The following is a 19,311-nucleotide window of genomic DNA, read 5'->3' as shown; positions in this document are numbered from 1 at the left end:
GCTCAAGACCTCGCGCCATGCTCTATCAGATCCCCTCGTTTTTGCTCGACGTCATCGTCGGCCTGCTCGGCGGCGCATGCCTGCTGCGTCTCTACATGCAGTATCACCGCGTGCCTTTCGGCAACCCGCTGGGGCGCTTCGTCTTCGCAGTAACCGACTGGATCGTGATGCCGCTGCGCCGCATCGTGCCGTCGTACAAGCGTTGGGACATCGCCAGCCCGATAGCGGCATGGCTGTTGGTCATGATGAAGTTCTTGCTGCTGTGGCTGCTGCTCGGCAACCTCAGCAAGATCACGGTATTGCCGCTGATTTCTCTGATCGGACTTGCGCAACTAGCGGTGTCGGGGCTGACCGCGTTGCTGGTCGTCTACGCGGTGCTGTCGTGGGTGCCAGGCGCCAACGCGATGCTGCTCGATCTCATTGCGCGCCTCGCCGAGCCTTTGGTACGGCCGTTACGCCGCTTCATTCCACTGATCGGCGGTGTCGATCTGTCGCCGCTGGTGGCGATCGTGTTGCTGCAGGTTGCGGCGATCCTGCTCGGCAATGCGATGGGCTGGGCCTGGACGCTGGGCCGCTAGCCAGCCCGATCAACAGCTTTTAAACGACCGCGTCCGCCGGCTGGCGCAGCAGCATGGCCAGCGTGCTGGCGATGGTCTTGCGCAGTTCGCGGCGGTCGCTGATGAAGTCGATTGCGCCTTTGGTCTGCAAGAATTCCGAGCGCTGAAAACCCTCCGGCAGCGTAACGCGCACCGTCGACTCGATGACGCGCGGCCCGGCAAAGCCGATCAGCGCCTTCGGCTCGGCAATCACCACATCTCCGACGAATGCGAAGCCAGCGGACACGCCGCCCATCGTGGGGTCGGTCAGCACGCTGATGTACGGCAAGCCCTTCTTGGCGAGTCGGGTGAGCGATGCATTGGTCTTGGCCATTTGCATCAGCGACAGCAGGCCTTCCTGCATGCGCGCGCCGCCGGTGGCGGTGAAGCAAATGAACGGCACCTTCTGCTCGATGGCCGTCTGCACGCCGCGCACGAAGCGCTCACCGACGACGCTGCCCATGCTGCCGCCCATGAACTCGAACTCGAAGCAAGCCACCACCACGCTGATGCTGTGCACCGAGCCGCCCATGACCACGAGCGAATCGGTCTCGCCGGTGTTTTCAAGCGCTTCTTTCAGGCGCTCGGTGTACTTGCGGCTGTCCTTGAACTTGAGCGCATCGACGGGCAACACTTCCTGGCCGACTTCATAGCGGCCTTCAGCGTCGAGGAAGCTGTCGATCCGTGCGCGCGCGCCGATTCGAAAGTGATGGGTGCAACTCGGGCAGACATTCTGGTTGTGCTCGAGGTCGGTCTTGTAGAGCACCGTTTCGCAGCTCGGGCACTTGATCCAGAGCCCTTCGGGTACCTGGCGGCGCTCGCTCGGGTCGGTTTGCGCGATCTTCGCGGGTAGCAGTTTTTCAAGCCAGCTCATGATTCAGTCCTGGAGGGAAGCCAGACAAGATTATCGACCAGCCGAATCGCTGGCGGTCGCCGTCGTGGTCAAGGCGGGCAGGGCGTCGAGCGCCTCGCGGATCCCTGCGAGAAATTCGCTGACCACAGGCACCACTCGTTCACGCGGCTGGGTCTCGATCAACTGGATGATCTTCGTGCCGATCACAACGGCATCCGCCGTAGCGCCGACCGCCCGCGCCGTGTGCGCGTCGCGAATGCCGAAGCCCACGCCGACCGGAATGCTCACGTGCCGGCGGATGCGCGGCAGCATCTTGCTGACAGCGTCCGTGTCGAGGTTGCCCGCGCCCGTCACACCCTTTAAAGAGACGTAGTAGACGTAGCCGCTTGCAATGCGAGCCACCTGCGCCATGCGCGCTTCGGTGCTCGTCGGTGCCAGCAAGAAGATCAGATCGATGCCGGCGGCCTGCAGTCGTGCAGCGAAGTCCTCGCACTCTTCGGGTGGGTAGTCGACGATAAGCAATCCATCGATGCCGGCCACCACTGTGTCGCGAATGAAGCTGCCAGCGCCGTGTACCAGGTCGTACTTTTCGACAGGGTTGGCGTAGCCCATCAGCACCACCGGCGTGGTCGTGTCCTGCCTGCGGAAGGCGCCGACCATCGCCAACACCTGCTTCATGCCGACGCCTAAAGCGAGGGCAGCTTCGCCGGCCTTTTGAATGACCGGGCCATCGGCCATCGGGTCGGAGAAGGGAACACCCAACTCGATCACGTCGGCGCCTGCTGCGACCATGCCGTGCATCAGCTCCGGCGTGATGTCGGCGAACGGAAAGCCGGCCGTGACGTAAGGAATGAGCGCTCGGCGCCCATCTTTTTGGAGGGCAGCGAAGGTGGCGGCAATGCGGCTCATGCTTTGCCTCCTTTCACCTGAAAACCGCGCATCGAGGGTCGGTCGTAAAAGTCGACGCCTGCCAAGTCGGCCACCGTGCCGATGTCCTTGTCGCCGCGTCCCGAGAGGTTGACCAGAATCGACTGGTCGCTGCGCATCGTCTTGGCCAGCTTCATGGCGTAGGCCAGGGCGTGGGCGGGCTCCAGCGCCGGAATGATGCCTTCGGTGCGGCAAAGATAGTGGAAGGCTTCGAGTGCTTCGGTGTCGGTCACCCCGACGTATTCGGCGCGGCCGATGTCCGAAAGATAGGCGTGCTCCGGTCCCACGCCGGGATAGTCCAGGCCCGCGCTGATGCTGTGCGTTTCGGTCACCTGGCCGTCTTCGTTTTGCAGCAGGTAGGTTCGGTTGCCGTGCAGCACGCCGGGGCTGCCGCGCAGGATCGACGCCGAGTGCTTGCCACTGTCGAGGCCTTCGCCCGCGGCTTCGACACCGATAAGGCGCGTATTCGCGAACGGGATGTAAGGGTAGAAGATGCCCATCGCGTTGCTGCCGCCGCCGACGCAGGCCAGAACCACATCCGGTTGCTTGCCTTCAGCTTCTCCGGTCATTCCATCCGCAGCCAGCATGGCCGGCATCTGGCCGATGCACTCGGTGCCGATCACGCTCTGAAAGTCGCGCACCATCATCGGATAGGGGTGCGGTCCGGCCACCGTACCGATGATGTAGAAGGTATCGTCGACGTTGGCGACCCAGTCGCGCATGGCTTCGTTCAGCGCGTCTTTCAGTGTCTTGCTACCCGATTCGACCGGCACCACCGTGGCGCCGAGAAGGTTCATGCGGTAGACGTTGGGGCTCTGGCGCTGGACGTCGGCGCTGCCCATGTAGATCACGCATTCGAGGCCGTAGCGCGCGCAGATGGTCGCGGTCGCCACGCCGTGCTGGCCGGCGCCGGTCTCCGCAATGATGCGTGGCTTGCTCATGCGCCGGGCGAGCATCGCCTGGCCGATCACGTTGTTGATCTTGTGTGCGCCGGTGTGGTTCAGGTCTTCGCGTTTCAGGTAGATCTGCGCGCCGCCCATTTCACGACTGGTGCGCGCGGCGTGGTAGATCGGCGATGGTCGCCCTACGAAGTGCTTCAGCTCGTAGTGGAACTCGGCAAGGAAGGCTGGATCGTCTTTGAACTTCGCGTACGCATCGCGCAATTCGGCGATGGCATGTGTGAGCGTCTCGCTCGCGAAACTTCCGCCGTAGATGCCGAAGTGGCCGGTGGCGTCAGGTTGCTGATAGGTGCTTTGCATGAAGGGTCTCGATCGGTTGGGCCGCGCCCGGCCTGTCGAGGCGGTGCGGCGGAATCAGGAAGCAGCGTCGGCGGCCCGGACGGCCGTCACGAAGTCGCGGATCTTGTCGGCGTCCTTGATGCCCTTGACGGTCATGCCGTCGGGTGCATCGGCTTCGACGCCGGAGCTCACATCAACGGACAGCGTTTTGCCGCATGTCCGCAACTGGCGAATGCCATCGCCCACGTTTGCAGGTGTGAGTCCACCACTCAAGACGAGGTGAGCGTCGACGGCGGGTGGAAGAAGTGACCAATCGAATGCCTTGCCGCCACCGCCGTAACCGTCGACATGCGCGTCGAGCAGGATGGCCTGGGCGTGAGAGAAATCGGAAGCGTATTTTACGAGGTCGAAGTCGATCCCGGCCAAGCCAAGGGGAATGCGGGCCGCGCGCATGAAGCGATAGCGCCCCGCGCCGCTCGACTCAAGACATCGCTGCGGCGTTTCGTCGCCGTGGAACTGCGCGATGGCACCCGGTACGGTAGCCAGTGCGGCGAGGGCTTGGGCTGGGTCTTCGTTGACGAAGAGGAGCACGGGCGTCACGAAGGGCGGCAGGCGCGATGCCAGCACTGCAGCGCGCTGCGGCGTTACCCCGCGTTGGCTTCCCGCGTACAGCACGAAGCCGACGGCGTCTGCGCCGGCGGCGACGGCAGCGTCGACGTCTTGCTCACGCGTGAGGCCACAGATCTTAATTCGGGTACGGGTCATGGCGGCCCATCATAGGGGCCGCCTCCTGGTTGTAAGGTGGCGTCGGCCGGCAGGCCCCACTTGGCGTCGTACAACGGTCCCACGAAGTACAAGCCGTCCGGGGAGAAGGTCGGCGCTGCGGCCATGCGGCTGCGCGCTTCGAGCACGGTCAGCATCCATTCGGGCTTTTCGTCGCCGCGCCCGATGCGCACGAGGCAGCCCATCAGGTTGCGAATCATGTGGTGTAGGAAGGCGTCGGCCTCGAACTCGAAGTGCCATCGGCAACGCTCGCCTTCGCCATGGCGCGTGATGACGATACGGCGCATCTCCTTGACGGGCGATCGCGCCTGGCAGGACGAGGCGCGAAACGAGGTGAAATCGCGTGAGCCGAGCAACACCGCGGCTGCAGCACGCATCGCGTTGCCGTCGAGCGGGTACATCGACCAGCCGACGCGGCCCGCATCCAGGCTGGGCCGCACAGGAGACTGCGAGAGCACGTAGAGATAGCGGCGAGCCACGGCATTCGCGCGGCAATGGAAAGCGTCGGGCACCGGATGCGCCCATTGCACCGCGATGTCCGAAGGCAGGAAGCGATTGGTGCCGCGCACCCAGGACACCAGTTCGCGCTCGACTTCGGTGTCGAAATGCACGACCTGCATCAATGCGTGAACGCCGGTGTCGGTGCGACCGGCGCACAAAGTCGAAATTCGCTTGCCGGCCAATTTACCCAGCGCCGTTTCGAGCTTGTCCTGCACCGTGCGGCCAGAGAGTTGGCTTTGCCAGCCTTCATAGGCTTGGCCGTTGTAGCGAACGCCGAGGGCCAGTCTCACGACACGATCATCGGCCCGCGCCAGCACTCAATGGAGTTGGGCGAGCAGATGCTTGGCCTGCGACTTGAGTTCGCCCGAGCTCTCGGATTCGACTTCTTCGACCAGCGAGCGCGCACCTTCGACGTCGCCAAGCGCCTGCAGTTCGCGGGCCAGCGACAGCTTGACCGCATGCGGGCTTTCGCCGCCTTCGTCGAGCGGTTCGAGGCGACCGGGTTCGGTGTCGCTCGGCGCGCGTTGCAAACCGGCGAGCGAGCTCATGTCGAACTCGATGAAGCCCGAGTCGCCCGGCAGTCCAGCGCGCAAGGTGGCGGGCTGCGTGTGCTCGTCGTCGAGGCCAACGGCGCGGGTTACAGGCTCCAGGGCACCTGGCGCGGTATCGAAGTCATTTTCAAGATCGAGCACATCGCGGTGGCTGAACGGTGCCGGTGCCGTGGTGGCCGCCGGCTTTCCGCGCGATGTGTCGTTCAGGCTCGGCAAGAACGGCATGGCGACCGGGCTCAGCGAAGGCGCGGAAACCGGCGGCAAGCTGGCACTGACGGGTGCTGCCACAGGCTTGGGTGCCGGCGGCTTGCTCAGGTCGAGGTCGAAGTCCAGCGGTGCGACGGATGGGACGAAGGCGGGCGGCGGAGCCACTGCGGGCGCAGTAGCCGTCGGCGCCTTGACGATCGGCAATGTGATCTCGTTATCGCTCAGCGGCTGCGGCGTGGTGTCTGCCAGCGGAACGCTGCGCACACCGGCTTCGTACAGAGGATTGCCCGGATCGAGTTCCTTGCCCATTTCTACGACGCGGTTCCAGTCGTTGCCGCTGCCACCGGTCAGCTTGTGCACGTCGGTCGCCAGCGCTTCGTAAGCGCGCAAGTCGCGTCGCTTGGCGTGGATTTCAAGCAGCTTGAGGTGAATGGCCGCGCGTTCCGGATTCACTCGGAGGGCTTCGCGCAAAATTTCTTCGGCTTGCAAATCGCGGCCGTAGGCGAGGTAGACATCGGCTTCCGCCACCGGATCGACATCGCCTGCATCGAGCTGACTCGGCGAATACGAGAGCGACGACACCACCGAGTTGCCGCGGTTCTTGGTGTCGACCGACTCGCCGCCGCTGGCGCCGAAGAACGAGTCTTTCGGCATGCGGCTCTCGAGAAACACGCTGTCGCCGGCGTCTTGCCGTTTGCGGCCTAGCACGCGATAAAGAATGAACGCGATAAGCAGCGCGATCAGTGCAGCAGCCCCGAGCATGAGCGGGCTGTCCATCAGCTCGGCGAAGAAGCCGCGCTCGACTGGCGCAGCAGCGGGCGGCGTGGCCTTGGCGACCGGCACTGCCGGTGTGGGGGTCGTGGCGGCCGGAGTCGGGGGCGCGGTGGTCGATGCAGTCGTTGGGTTTGCGGTCGGCGTCGCTGGCGCGGTTGCTGCCGGCGTCGCGGCAACTGCGGGGGCGGGCGCAGCAGCGGGAGCAGCAGCGGGTACGGGGGACGGAGCGGGCAAAGCCGTCGCTGCCGGGGTCGGTGCCGCTGCAGGTGAAGGTGCAGGTGCAGGTGCTGCGGGTGTCGCTGGCGTTGCCGTTGTCGCACCAGTGCCCGTGGCCGCCTGGAGCTTGTTCAGTTCGTTGATGTTCTTCGACAGTTCGGCAACACGGCTCTTGCCGTCTTGCGCCTGACGGTCACGCGCCAGCTTTTCCTCGTTCGCACGCGCTGCCGCAGTGCCTTGTGAAATGGTGAGCTTGTCAGGGGATGCCGCGGCTGCGTTACGGTCTTCGACGTTGGCTTGCAGCTTGCCCGCGGCTTGCCTGTCGGCAGCGGCAACGCGCGCCGTAGGAGCGTTTTCTGCCAGACGACGGCGGTATTCGCCGAAGTCGCGGCTCTGCGCGGTGACGGTTCTTTTGGCTTCATCCGGTGGCACGTTTGCCGCTTGCGAACCGGCCGACACGTCGAGCACGGCGCCGGCCTTCATGCGATTGATGTTGCCGCCGACGAACGCGTTCGGGTTGGCGCGCAGCAGCGCTACCAGCATCTGGTCGAGCGAAACGTCGGCGGGTTTGTATGCGCCTGCAATCTTGCTGGCCGTGTCGCCGGGGCGCACCGTGACCTGGTCACCGGTACCCGTGCCGCCCGAGGCGGTACCGGTGCGTACGGGCGCCTCCGCCGCCGTTGCAGGCGCGGGTGCGACTGCGGCCGGACGCTCTCGGCGCGGCACCGGGGGCACAACGGCGGGTACAGCCGCGGGTGGAGCACGTTGCACGGGCGGCGCTGCACTGATTTGCGGCGCCAGCGGCACCACGGGCACGGCGGCCTGACGGCTGGAAGGTGGATCTAGCAGCACCGTGTAGTCGCGCACGATGCGGCCGGCACTCCAGTTGGCTTCGACCAGCAGGTCGACAAACGGATCGCTCAGCGAACGGGTACCGGTCAGGCGAACCACGTAGCGGCCATCGGCGCGCCGTTGCAGGCTCACCCGAACGTCCGAAAGTGCAGGGTTGTAGGCCACACCGGCGGCGCGAAACGCTTCCGACGAGGCGATGGCGACCTTCATGCCGTCGGCTTCAGAAGCAGTGATCTCGGTGACATCGATCTCGGCACGAAGCGGTTCGCCCAGAGCGGACTGCACGTTCAGTCGGCCGAGCGCCAGCGCGCTGGCGTCGATGCTGACAGTGCCGAGTGCCAGCGCGATGGCGACACTGAGGAGCGACAACTGGCCGCAACCGGCCAACTTGTTGGTCGGTCGGATGGCCGGCACGCTGGCCGCAGGCAACATAGGTCTTGTCATGCTGTGAGGGGCAGCTCGGCCCAAAAGTGTAAGAGGACGTTAACACCATCATTCGGCACTGACAAGCCGGCGCGGCCGTTCTACCCAGTGCGCGCCAACTTCGGCGTGTCGAGGGTGTTGCGACGAGGCAACGCCCACTACTACTTTGGCGCTCAAAAATGCGCTCAAGCCTCGATCAGGATTCGCAGCATGCGACGCAATGGCTCCGCAGCGCCCCAAAGCAATTGATCGCCGATCGTGAAGGCGCCTACATATTCTGGCCCCATCGCCAGCTTGCGAATACGGCCGACCGGGATGTCCATCGTGCCCGTGACTGCCACCGGTGTGAGTTGCGCGACGGTGGCTTCACGCGTGTTCGGCACGACCTTGGCCCAGGCGTTGTCAGTAGCGATCAGCGCTTCGATGTCTGCGACCGGGACGTTCTTCTTCAGCTTGAAGGTCAATGCCTGGCTGTGACAGCGCATGGCGCCGACTCGCACGCAGAAACCGTCGACAGGCGTGGGTGCAACGTCGAAGCCCGGACCTTGGCCGAGGATCTTGTTGGTCTCAGCGCCGCCCTTCCACTCTTCCTTGGAGATGCCCCAATCGACATCGCCCGGGTTCTTGCCTAATCCCAGGTCCTTGTCGATCCACGGAATGAGCGAGCCGCCCAGCGGCGCACCGAAGTTCGCGGTTTCGGCAGCGCTCAGGTTCTGCTGCTTGTGCAGGACCTTGCGATCGATTTCGAGAATGGCCGACTTCGGGTCATCGAGCAGCGAGCGCACTTCGGCATTCAGCGTGCCGAACTGCGTCAGCAACTCGCGCATGTGCTGCGCGCCGCCACCCGAAGCTGCCTGATAGGTCATGCTGGTCATCCACTCGACCAGGCCGGCCTTGTAGAGCGCACCAACGCCCACCAGCATGCAGCTGACGGTGCAGTTACCGCCGATCCAGTTCTTGCCGCCCTTGGCCAACGCCGTCTGGATTACTGGCAGGTTGACCGGGTCGAGCACGATGATCGCGTCGTCGTTCATCCGCAGTGTCGACGCCGCATCGATCCAGTGGCCGGTCCAGCCGGCCGCGCGAAGCTTGGGGTAGACCTCGCTGGTGTACTCGCCGCCCTGGGCGGTGATGACGATGTCGCACTTCTTCAGCGCGTCGATGTCGTGCGCATCCTTCAAGGTGCCTTCGTTTTTTGCCATCGCCGGGGCCTTGCCACCAGCGTTGGAAGTCGAAAAAAACATCGGCTCGATGAGACCGAAGTCGCCTTCGGTCTGCATGCGGTCCATCAAGACCGAGCCGACCATGCCGCGCCAGCCGACGAGGCCGACCAGAGGTTGTGAGGATGCGTTCGTCATTTCAATGTGCCCTTGTCAAAAAAGTGTTTTCTCTTTGGCACCCGGCTCGTCGAGCCGGGGGGCGTGACGAAGCGGGCTGCGGTTAGCCGGTGATCGTCTTTTTGGTGATCGCAGAAGCAAGCGCTGCCACCACTGCGTCGCCCATGGCGCGGGTGCCTACGCGCTTCGTGCCTTCCGACCAGATGTCGCCAGTGCGCAAGCCCGAGGCGAGCACCGACTTGACCGCCGACTCGATTCGGTCGGCAGCTTCGGGTTGATTGAGAGAGAAGCGGAGCATCATGGCAGCGGACAGAATTGTAGCCAACGGATTGGCAACCCCTTGGCCGGCAATGTCGGGCGCACTGCCGTGGCTCGGCTCATACAAGCCCTGATTGCTCGAATTCAGCGATGCCGAAGGCAGCATGCCGATCGAGCCTGTGAGCATCGCCGCCTCGTCCGACAGGATGTCGCCGAACATGTTGCCGGTGACGATCACGTCGAACTTCTTTGGCGCCTTGACGAGTTGCATGGCTGCGTTGTCGACGTACATGTGGTCCAGTTCGACATCTGGATATTCCTTGCCGACTTCGGTGACGATGTCTTTCCAGAACTGGAAAGTCTCCAGCACGTTGGCCTTGTCGACGCTGGTCACGCGCTTGCTGCGTTTGCGCGCCGCCTGAAAGGCAACGTGGGCGATGCGTTCGACTTCAGGTCTGGAATAGCGCATCGTGTCGAAGGCCTCTTCGGCGCCAGGAAAGTGCCCGTCCACGGCAGTGCGGCGCCCACGCGGCGCGCCGAAGTAGATGTCGCCAGTCAACTCGCGAATGATCAGGATGTCGAGGCCCGAAATCAGCTCAGGCTTAAGGCTCGATGCACCGACCAGTTCCTCGTAACAGATGGCCGGGCGGAAATTGGCGAACAGCCCCAGGTTTTTACGCAGACCCAAGATCGCCTGCTCCGGACGCAGCGGCCGGTCTAGCTTGTCGTACTTCCAGTCGCCGACCGCGCCGAACAGCACGGCATCGGATTCTTTCGCGAGCTTGAGAGTCGCCTCCGGCAGCGGATGTCCGTGCGCTTCATAGGCCGCGCCGCCGACCAGCGCCGTTTCCATTTCGAACGGAAGGTCGAGCACGTCGAGCACGCGTATGGCTTCCGCCACGATTTCGGTGCCGATGCCATCGCCGGGAAGGACTGCGATTTTCATGAGTTCGATTTTCTTATGTGGTTGAGATGCGGTCGACGGTCGTCAATGCGAGATCGGCGACGCGATGAGGCTGTGCGCGAGCCACGGCTTTTGCGCCAGTCGCTCGGTTTCGAAGGCCTTGATTTTGTCCCGCTTTTGCAGCGTCAGGCCGATGTCGTCGAGCCCGTTGACGAGGCAGAACTTGCGAAAGGCCTGCACTTCGAAAGCCAACTCGCCGCCGTCCGGCTTGACGACCACCTGGCGCTCCAGATCGACCGTCAGGCTGTAGCCCGGAAAGGCAAAAGTCTCGTCGAACAATTGAGCGACTTGCGCTTCTGGCAACACGATCGGCAGAAGGCCGTTCTTGAAGCTGTTGTTGAAAAAGATGTCGGCGTAGCTCGGTGCAATGATGGCGCGAAAGCCGTATTGGTCGAGCGCCCACGGAGCGTGCTCGCGCGACGAACCACAGCCGAAGTTCTTGCGGGCGATGAGCACCGAGGCACCGGTGTAGCGCGGCTGGTTCAGCACGAAATCAGGGTTCGGCTTGCGGCTCGCAGGGTCTTGCCCCGGCTCTCCCGGGTCCAGATAGCGCCAGGCGTCGAACAGGTTCGGGCCGAAGCCCGTCTTGCGGATCGACTTCAAAAACTGCTTGGGAATGATCGCATCTGTGTCGACGTTTTCGCGATCCATAGGGGCAACGAGACCCTTGTGTACGGTGAATTTCTGCATGGTGTTTTCCTTGCCTGTTCCTTGAATAGCGATGGCTCAAGCAAACTGCCGAACGTCGACGAAATGGCCATGTACCGCAGCGGCAGCGGCCATCGCCGGGCTCACCAGATGCGTACGTCCACCGGCGCCTTGCCGGCCCTCGAAATTGCGGTTGCTGGTCGACGCGCAACGCTCGCCCGGTTCGAGCCGGTCGGAGTTCATCGCCAGACACATCGAGCAGCCGGGCTCGCGCCATTCGAAGCCGGCGGCGATGAAGATCTTGTCGAGGCCTTCGCGCTCGGCCTGTTCCTTCACCATGCCGGAGCCGGGCACGACCATCGCCAGCTTGACGTTCTTAGCCACCTTCTGGCCAAGCTTCTTCACCACGGCGGCGGCCTCGCGCATGTCCTCGATGCGGCTGTTGGTGCAGGAGCCGATGAACACCTTGTCGAGAAAGATGTCGTTCATCGGCTTGTTGGGCTCCAGGCCCATGTAGACCAGTGCGCGTTCGATCGCATCGCGTTTGTTGGCGTCTTTTTCCTTGTCCGGATCGGGCACGCGGCCGTTGATGTCGACGACCATTTCAGGCGACGTGCCCCAGGTGACTTGCGGCTGGATCTGCGATGCATCGAGCTCGACCACGGCGTCGAATTTGGCATCGGGGTCGGAATGCAAGGTCTCCCAGTAAGCCACGGCCTGATCCCATTCCGGGCCACCGATGAAGAGTCCGGTCTTTGGATCGGTGCCGGGTGAAAAGGAGCGCCCCTTGACGTACGCGATGGTCTTGTCGTCCACCGCCACGAGGCCGGCGCGCGCGCCGGCCTCGATCGCCATGTTGCAGACCGTCATGCGGCCTTCCATGCTCAGGTCGCGGATGGCAGAGCCGGCGAATTCGATGGTGTAGCCGGTGCCGCCGGCCGTGCCGATCTTGCCGATGATCGCCAACACGATGTCCTTGGCCTGGCAGCCGAGCGGCAGCTTGCCATCGACCTTCACGAGCAGGTTCTTGGCCTTCCTGGCAAGCAGCGTTTGTGTCGCCATTACATGCTCCACCTCGCTGGTACCGATGCCGTGTGCGAGTGCGCCGAACGCGCCGTGCGTCGATGTGTGCGAGTCACCGCAGACCACGGTCATGCCCGGCAGCGTCGCGCCCGACTCGGGGCCGATCACGTGCACGATGCCCTGGCGCTTGCTCAGGAACGGAAAGAACGCGGCGGCGCCGAACTCGGCGATGTTGGTGTCCAGCGTGGTGATCTGCTCCTTGCTGATCGGGTCGCTGATGCCGTCGTAGCCGCGCTCCCAATGCGTCGTGGGTGTGTTGTGGTCGGCAGTGGCCACGACCGAGCTGATGCGCCAGAGCTTGCGGCCCGCCACCCGCAGGCCTTCGAAGGCCTGCGGGCTGGTCACTTCATGGACCAGGTGGCGATCGATGTAGAGAATCGAAGTGCCGTCTTCTTCGGTATGGACGACGTGTTCGTCCCAGAGCTTGTCGTAGAGCGTGCGTGGCATAGGTCTCTTCTTTCGTGGGGATAATTATTCTGATGTCGTCCGTCAGGCCGCCAAAGTCATCGCTTCGGCCGGCGTCTGCAGATGATTCACAAGGGAGCGTGCGGCCACGGGCAAGGTCGAAAAGTCGCGTGCCACCAAGCGGATTTCGCGTGCTGCCCAGGCATCGTTCAAAGCAAGGGCGACGAGGCCGCGGCCGATGCCGTTCTGCATGAGTTCGAAGGCGCGCGCGGGCATCACCCCGATGCCGAGGCCGTTTTCGATCATGCGGCACATGGCGTCGAGCCCGGTGACGTGGATGCGCAGCTTGATGGGCCGGCTCGCGTCGAGGGCGGCCTGATGCATCGCGACGTAGATCGAGCTGTTGGCATGCAAGCCGACGTGGTCGAACTCCAGCGAGTCGACGAAATCGATGGTGTCATGCACCGTCAGCGCGTGATGGGCTGGAACGACCAGCACAAGGCGATCGCGCCGGTACGGCAGGCTCTGCAGATCGCTGGTGCCGGGCGCCACGTGACACACGCCGAGGTCGGCGGCACCTTCCTGCACCGCGCGCATCACCTCGCTGCTCAGATGCTCTTCGAGGTCGATCTTTATGGCCTCCTGCGCTCGGCTGAAACTGCCCAGGTCTTCAGGCAAAAACTGCACGATGGCCGAAATGTTGGCGTGCACGCGCACGTGCCCGCGCACGCCGTCGGCGTACTCGCTCAACTCGCCTTGCATTTTTTCAAGGCTGTAGAGCACCGACCGTGCGTGATGCAGCAGGCTCTCGCCCGCGGGCGTGAGGTCGACGCCGCGGGCGTGGCGATAGAGCAGAGTGGTGCTGAGTGTCGCCTCGAGGTCGGCCAACCGCTTGCTGATCGCTGACGCGGCAATGAACTCGCGCTCTGCGGCACGGCCGATGCTGCCCAGCTCGCACACCGCAACGAACAGCTGCAACGACGTCAAGTCGATGCGGCGGGCGAAGTTGCGTTCGGAAGCCGGGGAAGGAGGGGTGGGGAGCGAGAGCGTCATTTCTAATCAGTCATCGCGATTCGAGATGACGAAAAGAAGATTTTGCAACTCTTTCGACTATCGAGCCATCGCAATCCAAGATGACAGCGATGCCGCAGCGAGATGAAAAAAACGGGCCGAAGCCCGCTGGTTTGCCCGACGCGCGGTGTTGGCTGCGCTGTCAGTTCTTCTTTTCGGCTGCGTTCTCCATCTTCTGACCGGCTCGCTGCACGTCCTGGCCCGCGCCGGCCATGGTGTTGCAGCCAGCGAGCGAGACGCCGAAAGCGAAAGTGACAGCCATCAGTGCAGCGATTTTCTTCATTTCAAACTCCTTGGAGCGGATGGTGGATCGAACGGTTGGAGTTGCCCTCCACTCGGCAAAGTACGTCGTCGACCGGAGTGATCCTGTAAGCCAAGACGCAAAAAAGCTGCCCGTAGGCAGCTTTTAAGGGCAATTGATTAGGCCCGTCGCCGGACCGATCACCAAGCCGGAAGACGTTCAGCGCGATGCGATCGGCTTGACATTGCGTTGGACCGAGCCTTCGAACAGCTGACGCGGGCGGCCGATCTTGTATTCCGGGTCGCCGATCATTTCGTTCAATTGGGCGATCCAGCCGACCGTGCGCGCCAACGCGAACACAGCGGTGAACAGCGGCACCGGGATGCCGATGGCGCGTTGCACGATGCCAGAGTAGAAGTCGACGTTCGGGTAGAGCTTGCGCGACACGAAATATTCGTCTTCCAGGGCGATCTTTTCGAGCGCCATGGCCAGCTTGAACAGGGGATCGTTTTCAAGACCGAGTTCTTGCAGCACTTCCTTGCAGGTTTCTTGCATCAGCTTGGCGCGCGGATCGTAGTTCTTGTACACGCGGTGACCGAAACCCATCAGCTTGACGGTCGAATTCTTGTCCTTGACCTGCTTGATGAACTCGCCAATTTTCTCGACGCCGCCGGCCTTTTGGATGTCGCCCAGCATGTTGAGCGCTGCCTCGTTGGCACCGCCGTGAGCCGGGCCCCAGAGACAAGCCACGCCGGCCGCGATCGCTGCGAACGGGTTGGTGCCCGACGAGCCGCACAGGCGCACGGTCGAGGTCGACGCGTTCTGCTCGTGGTCTGCGTGAAGGATGAAGATGCGGTCGAGCGCGCGCTCCAGCACCGGGCTCACCTTGTACTCCTCGCAGGGCGTCGCGAACATCATGTGCAGGAAGTTGCCTGCGTAGCTCAGGTCGTTCTTCGGGTACATGTAGGGCTGGCCCACGGTGTACTTGTACGTCATGGCCACCAGCGTCGGCATCTTGGCGATGAGGCGGATGGCAGCGATCTCACGGTGCTTCGGATTGTTGATGTCCGTGCTGTCGTGATAGAAGGCCGACAGTGCACCGACCAAGCCGGTCATGACCGCCATTGGATGCGCATCGCGACGGAAGCCGCGCAGGAAGAATTGCATCTGCTCGTTGACCATCGTGTGGTTGGTCACGAGCTTGGTGAACTCTTCTTTTTTCGGCGCGTCGGGCAGTTCTCCGTACAGCAGCAGATGGCAGGTCTCTAGGAAGTCGCACTTGGTCGCGAGCTGCTCGATGGGGTAGCCGCGGTACAGCAACTCGCCCTTGTCACCATCGATGTACGTGATCGCCGACTGGCACGATGCTGTCGACATGAATCCGGGGTCGTACGTGAACATCCCGGTCTGGGCGTACAGCTTGCGGATGTCGATCACATCGGGGCCGAGCGTACCCTTATAGATCGGCAGCTCGACGTTGTCGCCGCCATTGCTGAACGACAAGGTGGCCTTGGTGTCGGAAGCTTTCATTGCAACTTTCTTTCGGATTTAAGTTCGGGATGAAGATAAGGGATCGGGTGTCTGCGATACCCGCATGAGAGCCAGGAGCGCCATCACCGGCGGCGTTGCCAGTTCGGCTTCGGGTTCTTTGCGACGCATCAGCAGGTCGAGCAAGTCGTTGTCCGCCAGATCCATCAGTCTTTCAAGCGCGTGTGCCTGCCCGAAGGTCAAGCGAGATTCATGCCGATCGAAAAACCGGGCGATGAACAGGTCGTTTTCTAGCAAGCCGCGGCGGCAGCGCCACCGGAGTTTGCTGAGCGCGCGCACGCTGATCGAATCGTCCGGATTTTCAACGACTTGCATGGCAAAAGCCTCAGACAGCGCGACGCACCATCAGTTCTTTGATCTTGCCGATCGCCTTGGTTGGGTTCAGGTTCTTCGGGCACACATCGACGCAATTCATGATGGTGTGGCAACGGAACAGGCGGTACGGGTCTTCGAGGTTGTCGAGGCGCTCGGCGGTGGCTTCATCGCGGCTGTCGGCGATGAAGCGATAGGCCTGCAGCAGGCCGGCGGGGCCGACGAACTTGTCAGGGTTCCACCAAAAGCTCGGGCAACTCGTCGAGCAGCTCGCGCACAAGATGCATTCGTACAAACCGTCGAGCTCCTCGCGCTCTTCGGGCGATTGCAGGCGTTCTTTTTCAGGCGGAACCGAATCGTTTTGGAGGTAAGGCTTGATCGAGTTGTACTGCTTGAAGAACTGCGTCATGTCGACGATCAAGTCGCGGATCACCGGCAGGCCGGGCAGCGGCTTCAGCACGATATTGCCCTTGAGCGTGAGCATATTGGTCAGGCAGGCCAGACCGTTCTTGCCGTTGATGTTCATTGCGTCGGAGCCGCAAACGCCTTCGCGGCACGAGCGCCGGAACGACAGCGTCGGGTCTTGTGCCTTGAGCTTCATCAGTGCGTCCAACAGCATGCGCTCGTTGCCTTCGAGTTCGACCTCGATGGTCTGCATGTAAGGCTTGGCGTCGCGGTCTGGGTCGTAGCGGTAGATTTGAAATGTGCGCTTCATCGTGGTGACCTTTTTTGAACCTTGTATTGGCCTGGTATTACGTGGACGTTAGAACGTTCGCACTTTGGGCGGAACCGATGCCACGGTCAGCGGTTGCAGCTTGACCGGCTTGTATGACAGTCGGTTGTCCTGCTTGTACCAAAGGGTGTGCTTCATCCAATTGGTATCGTCGCGGCCGAGCGGTGCCGCTGCGTCGTCGGCCGGACGTTCGTAGTCTTCGACCGTATGCGCGCCGCGGCATTCGGTGCGGGCGGCGGCCGAAATCAGCGTGGCTTGCGCGGCTTCGATCAGGTTGTCGACTTCGAGCGCCTCGATGCGTGCCGTGTTGAACACGCGCGACTTGTCTTTCAGCGTGATGCCCGAGACGCGCCTTCGCATGTCGGCGATCTTGACGACCCCTTCGTCTAGCGTGACTTGCTTGCGGAAGACCGCTGCATGCTGCTGCATCACAGCGCGAATGTCGTTGGCCACGTCTTGGGCGTACTCGCCTTCGCTCGAACTTTCGAGCTGGTTCAGGCGTTCGAGCGAGCGGTCGGCTGCATCGGCTGGCAGCGACTTGTGCTCCTTCAGCTTGTCGTTGAACTCGACGATATGGTTGCCGGCAGCCTTGCCGAACACCAACAGGTCGAGCAACGAATTGGTGCCCAGGCGATTGGCGCCGTGCACGCTGACGCAGGAGCATTCGCCCACGGCGTAGAGGCCATTGACCACCGCGCTGTTGTCGCCGTCCTTCTGGATCACGACCTGACCCTTGATGTTTGTCGGGATGCCGCCCATTTGGTAGTGGATGGTCGGCACCACGGGGATCGGCTCCTTGGTCACGTCGACATTGGCAAAGTTGATCCCGATCTCGTACACCGACGGCAAGCGCTTGTGGATGGTGTCGGCGCCAAGGTGGTCGAGCTTCATGTGGATGTAGTCCTTGTTGGGACCGCAGCCACGACCTTCCTTGATTTCCTGGTCCATCGAACGCGAGACGAAGTCGCGCGGTGCCAGGTCTTTCATGGTCGGCGCGTAGCGTTCCATGAAGCGCTCACCGTTGCTGTTGAGCAGAATCGCGCCTTCGCCACGGCAGCCTTCGGTCAGCAACACGCCGGCACCGGCCACGCCGGTCGGGTGGAACTGCCAGAACTCCATGTCCTGCAAAGGAATGCCTGCGCGAGCCGCCATGCCCAGCCCGTCGCCGGTGTTGATGAAGGCGTTGGTCGAGGCCGCAAAAATACGGCCGGCACCCCCGGTGGCCAGCAGCACGGTCTTGGCCTGCAGGATGTGCAGGTCGCCGGTTTCCATCTCCAGCGCGGTGACGCCGACGACGTCGCCGTCGTCATCGCGGATCAGATCGAGCGCCATCCATTCGACGAAGAACTGGGTCCGCGCTTCCACGTTCTTTTGGTAGAGCGTGTGCAGCATCGCGTGGCCGGTGCGGTCGGCTGCGGCGCAGGCGCGCTGCACCGGCTTTTCGCCGTAGTTGGCGGTGTGACCGCCGAACGGACGCTGATAGATCGTTCCGTCCGGGTTGCGGTCAAACGGCATGCCGAAGTGTTCTAGCTCGTACACCACCTTGGGTGCTTCGCGGCACATGTACTCGATCGCGTCCTGGTCGCCGAGCCAGTCGGAGCCCTTGATGGTGTCGTAGAAGTGGTAGTGCCAGTTGTCTTCGCTCATGTTGCCGAGCGAGGCGCCGATGCCACCCTGTGCAGCCACCGTGTGCGAGCGCGTCGGGAACACTTTGGAGAGCACCGCCACGTTGAGGCCAGCGCGCGCCAGCTGCAGCGAGGCACGCATGCCGGAGCCACCCGCACCGACGATGACGACGTCGAATTTGCGCTTGGTGATTTGTTCTTTGGTATACGACATGGAATCAGAGTCTCCAGAGCACTTGGATGGCCCAGGCCGCGCACGCTACGAGCCAGACGATCGTGAAAATTTGGGCAGTCAGTCGGATGCCGACTGGCTGCACGTAGTCCATCCAGATGTCGCGCATGCCGACCCAGACGTGATAAAGCATGGAAACGATGGCGACAAAAGTCAGAACTTTCATCCACTGGGTCGCGAAGATTCCGGCCCAGCTGTCATAGCCGATCGGACCATGCGAAAAAATTACCTGTGCCACCACGATGATCGTGAAGAGCGCCATCAGGCTCGCCGTGATGCGCTGGCTCAGCCAGTCGCGAAGTCCGTAATGCGCGCCGACAACGATGCGCTTGGTGCCGTAGTTCACTGCCATGATGTGCTCCTTAATAAGCGCCGAAGAGCTTCAGGCCGAGAACGATCGCGACGCTGATGCTGAGCGCCAGCGTGACGATTGCCGAGGTTTTTCCGAATTCCTTGGTAACTGCCGCGTGGTGGGTGTCCATCCAGAGATGGCGCAGTCCGGAGATGAAGTGGTGCAAAAACGCCCAGATGAGCGCCAATGCGACCAGTTTGATGAACCATCCCGGAACGAAGCCAAGGCCACTGTTGAAGGCGGCCTTGAATCGTGCGAATGAAATGTCGGAAGAGATCGACGTGTCGAACATCCAGATGATGAACGGCATCAGCAGGAACATCAGGGCGCCGCTGACGCGGTGCAAGATGGAGACGATTCCGGCTGGCGGAAGCCGGTAGGTGGTCAGGTCGGTGAACGCATTGATGTTGCGAAACTCGCGGCGCCGCGGCCGGGGGGAGGAGGCAAGCTCTGTCATGGGGAGATGGCTTTCGTAGCTTTTCGAGCGGGATGGCTTGTCGGCTTGTTATTCGGCATAAGTGCAAAGCACACAAAATTCTATTGCAATGCACCATCCGTCAGCGGGCACCCCGGAGTCAACA

General features: G+C 62.6%; 19 protein-coding genes. 1 reads left to right on the top strand and 18 read right to left on the bottom strand.

Going from position 1 to position 19,311, the window contains the following annotated elements; all coding sequences use genetic code 11:
• The first annotated feature begins 17 nt into the window (after positions 1-17).
• Positions 18-578: a YggT family protein gene (locus H7F36_RS21710; RefSeq protein ID WP_187052712.1), complete on the top strand. Its 561-nt coding sequence runs from the start codon at positions 18-20 to the stop codon at positions 576-578.
• Between the two features lie 19 nt (positions 579-597).
• Here the strand turns inward: H7F36_RS21710 and accD are convergent, their stop codons facing one another.
• From accD to sdhC, 18 genes are all read right to left on the bottom strand, one after another.
• Positions 598-1,470, bottom strand: coding sequence for an acetyl-CoA carboxylase, carboxyltransferase subunit beta (gene accD / locus H7F36_RS21705; RefSeq protein ID WP_187052711.1), 873 nt, complete (start codon positions 1,468-1,470; stop codon positions 598-600).
• A 30-nt stretch (positions 1,471-1,500) separates the two neighbouring features.
• Positions 1,501-2,358 (bottom strand): tryptophan synthase subunit alpha, encoded by an 858-nt coding sequence (trpA, locus tag H7F36_RS21700; protein WP_187052710.1) that lies wholly within the window; start codon positions 2,356-2,358, stop codon positions 1,501-1,503.
• The gene (trpB, locus tag H7F36_RS21695; protein ID WP_187052709.1) at positions 2,355-3,635 is read right to left on the bottom strand and encodes a tryptophan synthase subunit beta; all 1,281 of its coding nucleotides are present in this window, start codon (positions 3,633-3,635) and stop codon (positions 2,355-2,357) included. The genes trpA and trpB overlap by 4 nt, the downstream gene beginning before the upstream one ends.
• Before the next feature lie 54 nt (positions 3,636-3,689).
• A complete protein-coding gene (locus H7F36_RS21690) occupies positions 3,690-4,379 on the bottom strand; it encodes a phosphoribosylanthranilate isomerase (protein ID WP_187052708.1) in 690 nt (229 codons plus the stop codon).
• Entirely contained in the window at positions 4,376-5,188 is an 813-nt protein-coding gene (gene truA, locus H7F36_RS21685; RefSeq protein ID WP_187052707.1) for a tRNA pseudouridine(38-40) synthase TruA, read from the bottom strand. Before truA ends, H7F36_RS21690 begins: the two co-directional genes overlap by 4 nt.
• A 27-nt stretch (positions 5,189-5,215) precedes the next feature.
• Positions 5,216-7,942, bottom strand: coding sequence for a FimV family protein (locus H7F36_RS21680; RefSeq protein WP_187052706.1), 2,727 nt, complete (start codon positions 7,940-7,942; stop codon positions 5,216-5,218).
• Positions 7,943-8,106: 164 nt separating this feature from the next.
• Positions 8,107-9,279 carry an aspartate-semialdehyde dehydrogenase gene (gene asd, locus H7F36_RS21675; RefSeq protein WP_187052705.1) on the bottom strand — a complete coding sequence of 391 codons (1,173 nt, stop codon included), beginning with the start codon at positions 9,277-9,279 and terminating at the stop codon, positions 8,107-8,109.
• A gap of 82 nt (positions 9,280-9,361) precedes the next feature.
• The gene (gene leuB / locus H7F36_RS21670; protein WP_187052704.1) at positions 9,362-10,462 is read right to left on the bottom strand and encodes a 3-isopropylmalate dehydrogenase; all 1,101 of its coding nucleotides are present in this window, start codon (positions 10,460-10,462) and stop codon (positions 9,362-9,364) included.
• Positions 10,463-10,504: 42 nt separating this feature from the next.
• Positions 10,505-11,170 (bottom strand): 3-isopropylmalate dehydratase small subunit, encoded by a 666-nt coding sequence (leuD, locus tag H7F36_RS21665; protein WP_187052703.1) that lies wholly within the window; start codon positions 11,168-11,170, stop codon positions 10,505-10,507.
• Between the two features lie 36 nt (positions 11,171-11,206).
• Positions 11,207-12,658: a 3-isopropylmalate dehydratase large subunit gene (leuC, locus tag H7F36_RS21660; protein WP_187052702.1), complete on the bottom strand. Its 1,452-nt coding sequence runs from the start codon at positions 12,656-12,658 to the stop codon at positions 11,207-11,209.
• A gap of 42 nt (positions 12,659-12,700) precedes the next feature.
• Complete coding sequence (locus H7F36_RS21655) at positions 12,701-13,669, bottom strand: LysR family transcriptional regulator (protein WP_187052701.1); 969 nt, start codon at positions 13,667-13,669, stop codon at positions 12,701-12,703.
• Between the two features lie 160 nt (positions 13,670-13,829).
• The gene (locus tag H7F36_RS21650; RefSeq protein WP_187052700.1) at positions 13,830-13,970 is read right to left on the bottom strand and encodes an entericidin A/B family lipoprotein; all 141 of its coding nucleotides are present in this window, start codon (positions 13,968-13,970) and stop codon (positions 13,830-13,832) included.
• Positions 13,971-14,147: 177 nt separating this feature from the next.
• Entirely contained in the window at positions 14,148-15,458 is a 1,311-nt protein-coding gene (gene gltA, locus H7F36_RS21645; protein ID WP_187052699.1) for a citrate synthase, read from the bottom strand.
• 18 nt (positions 15,459-15,476) lie between these two features.
• Positions 15,477-15,791 carry a succinate dehydrogenase assembly factor 2 gene (locus tag H7F36_RS21640; RefSeq protein ID WP_187052698.1) on the bottom strand — a complete coding sequence of 105 codons (315 nt, stop codon included), beginning with the start codon at positions 15,789-15,791 and terminating at the stop codon, positions 15,477-15,479.
• 10 nt (positions 15,792-15,801) lie between these two features.
• Complete coding sequence (locus H7F36_RS21635) at positions 15,802-16,503, bottom strand: succinate dehydrogenase iron-sulfur subunit (RefSeq protein WP_187052697.1); 702 nt, start codon at positions 16,501-16,503, stop codon at positions 15,802-15,804.
• A 48-nt stretch (positions 16,504-16,551) separates the two neighbouring features.
• Positions 16,552-18,360, bottom strand: coding sequence for a succinate dehydrogenase flavoprotein subunit (gene sdhA / locus H7F36_RS21630; RefSeq protein ID WP_187052696.1), 1,809 nt, complete (start codon positions 18,358-18,360; stop codon positions 16,552-16,554).
• Between the two features lie 4 nt (positions 18,361-18,364).
• Positions 18,365-18,730 carry a succinate dehydrogenase, hydrophobic membrane anchor protein gene (gene sdhD / locus H7F36_RS21625; protein ID WP_187052695.1) on the bottom strand — a complete coding sequence of 122 codons (366 nt, stop codon included), beginning with the start codon at positions 18,728-18,730 and terminating at the stop codon, positions 18,365-18,367.
• Positions 18,731-18,740: 10 nt separating this feature from the next.
• Entirely contained in the window at positions 18,741-19,187 is a 447-nt protein-coding gene (gene sdhC, locus H7F36_RS21620) for a succinate dehydrogenase, cytochrome b556 subunit (protein WP_187052694.1), read from the bottom strand.
• Positions 19,188-19,311 lie beyond the last annotated feature (124 nt).

This window comes from Variovorax sp. PAMC28562, assembly GCF_014303735.1.
Taxonomy (GTDB): Bacteria; Pseudomonadota; Gammaproteobacteria; order Burkholderiales; family Burkholderiaceae_C; genus Variovorax.
The sequence above is the reverse complement of the archived record's forward strand: the minus strand, read 5'-3'. Positions and strand labels throughout refer to the sequence as shown.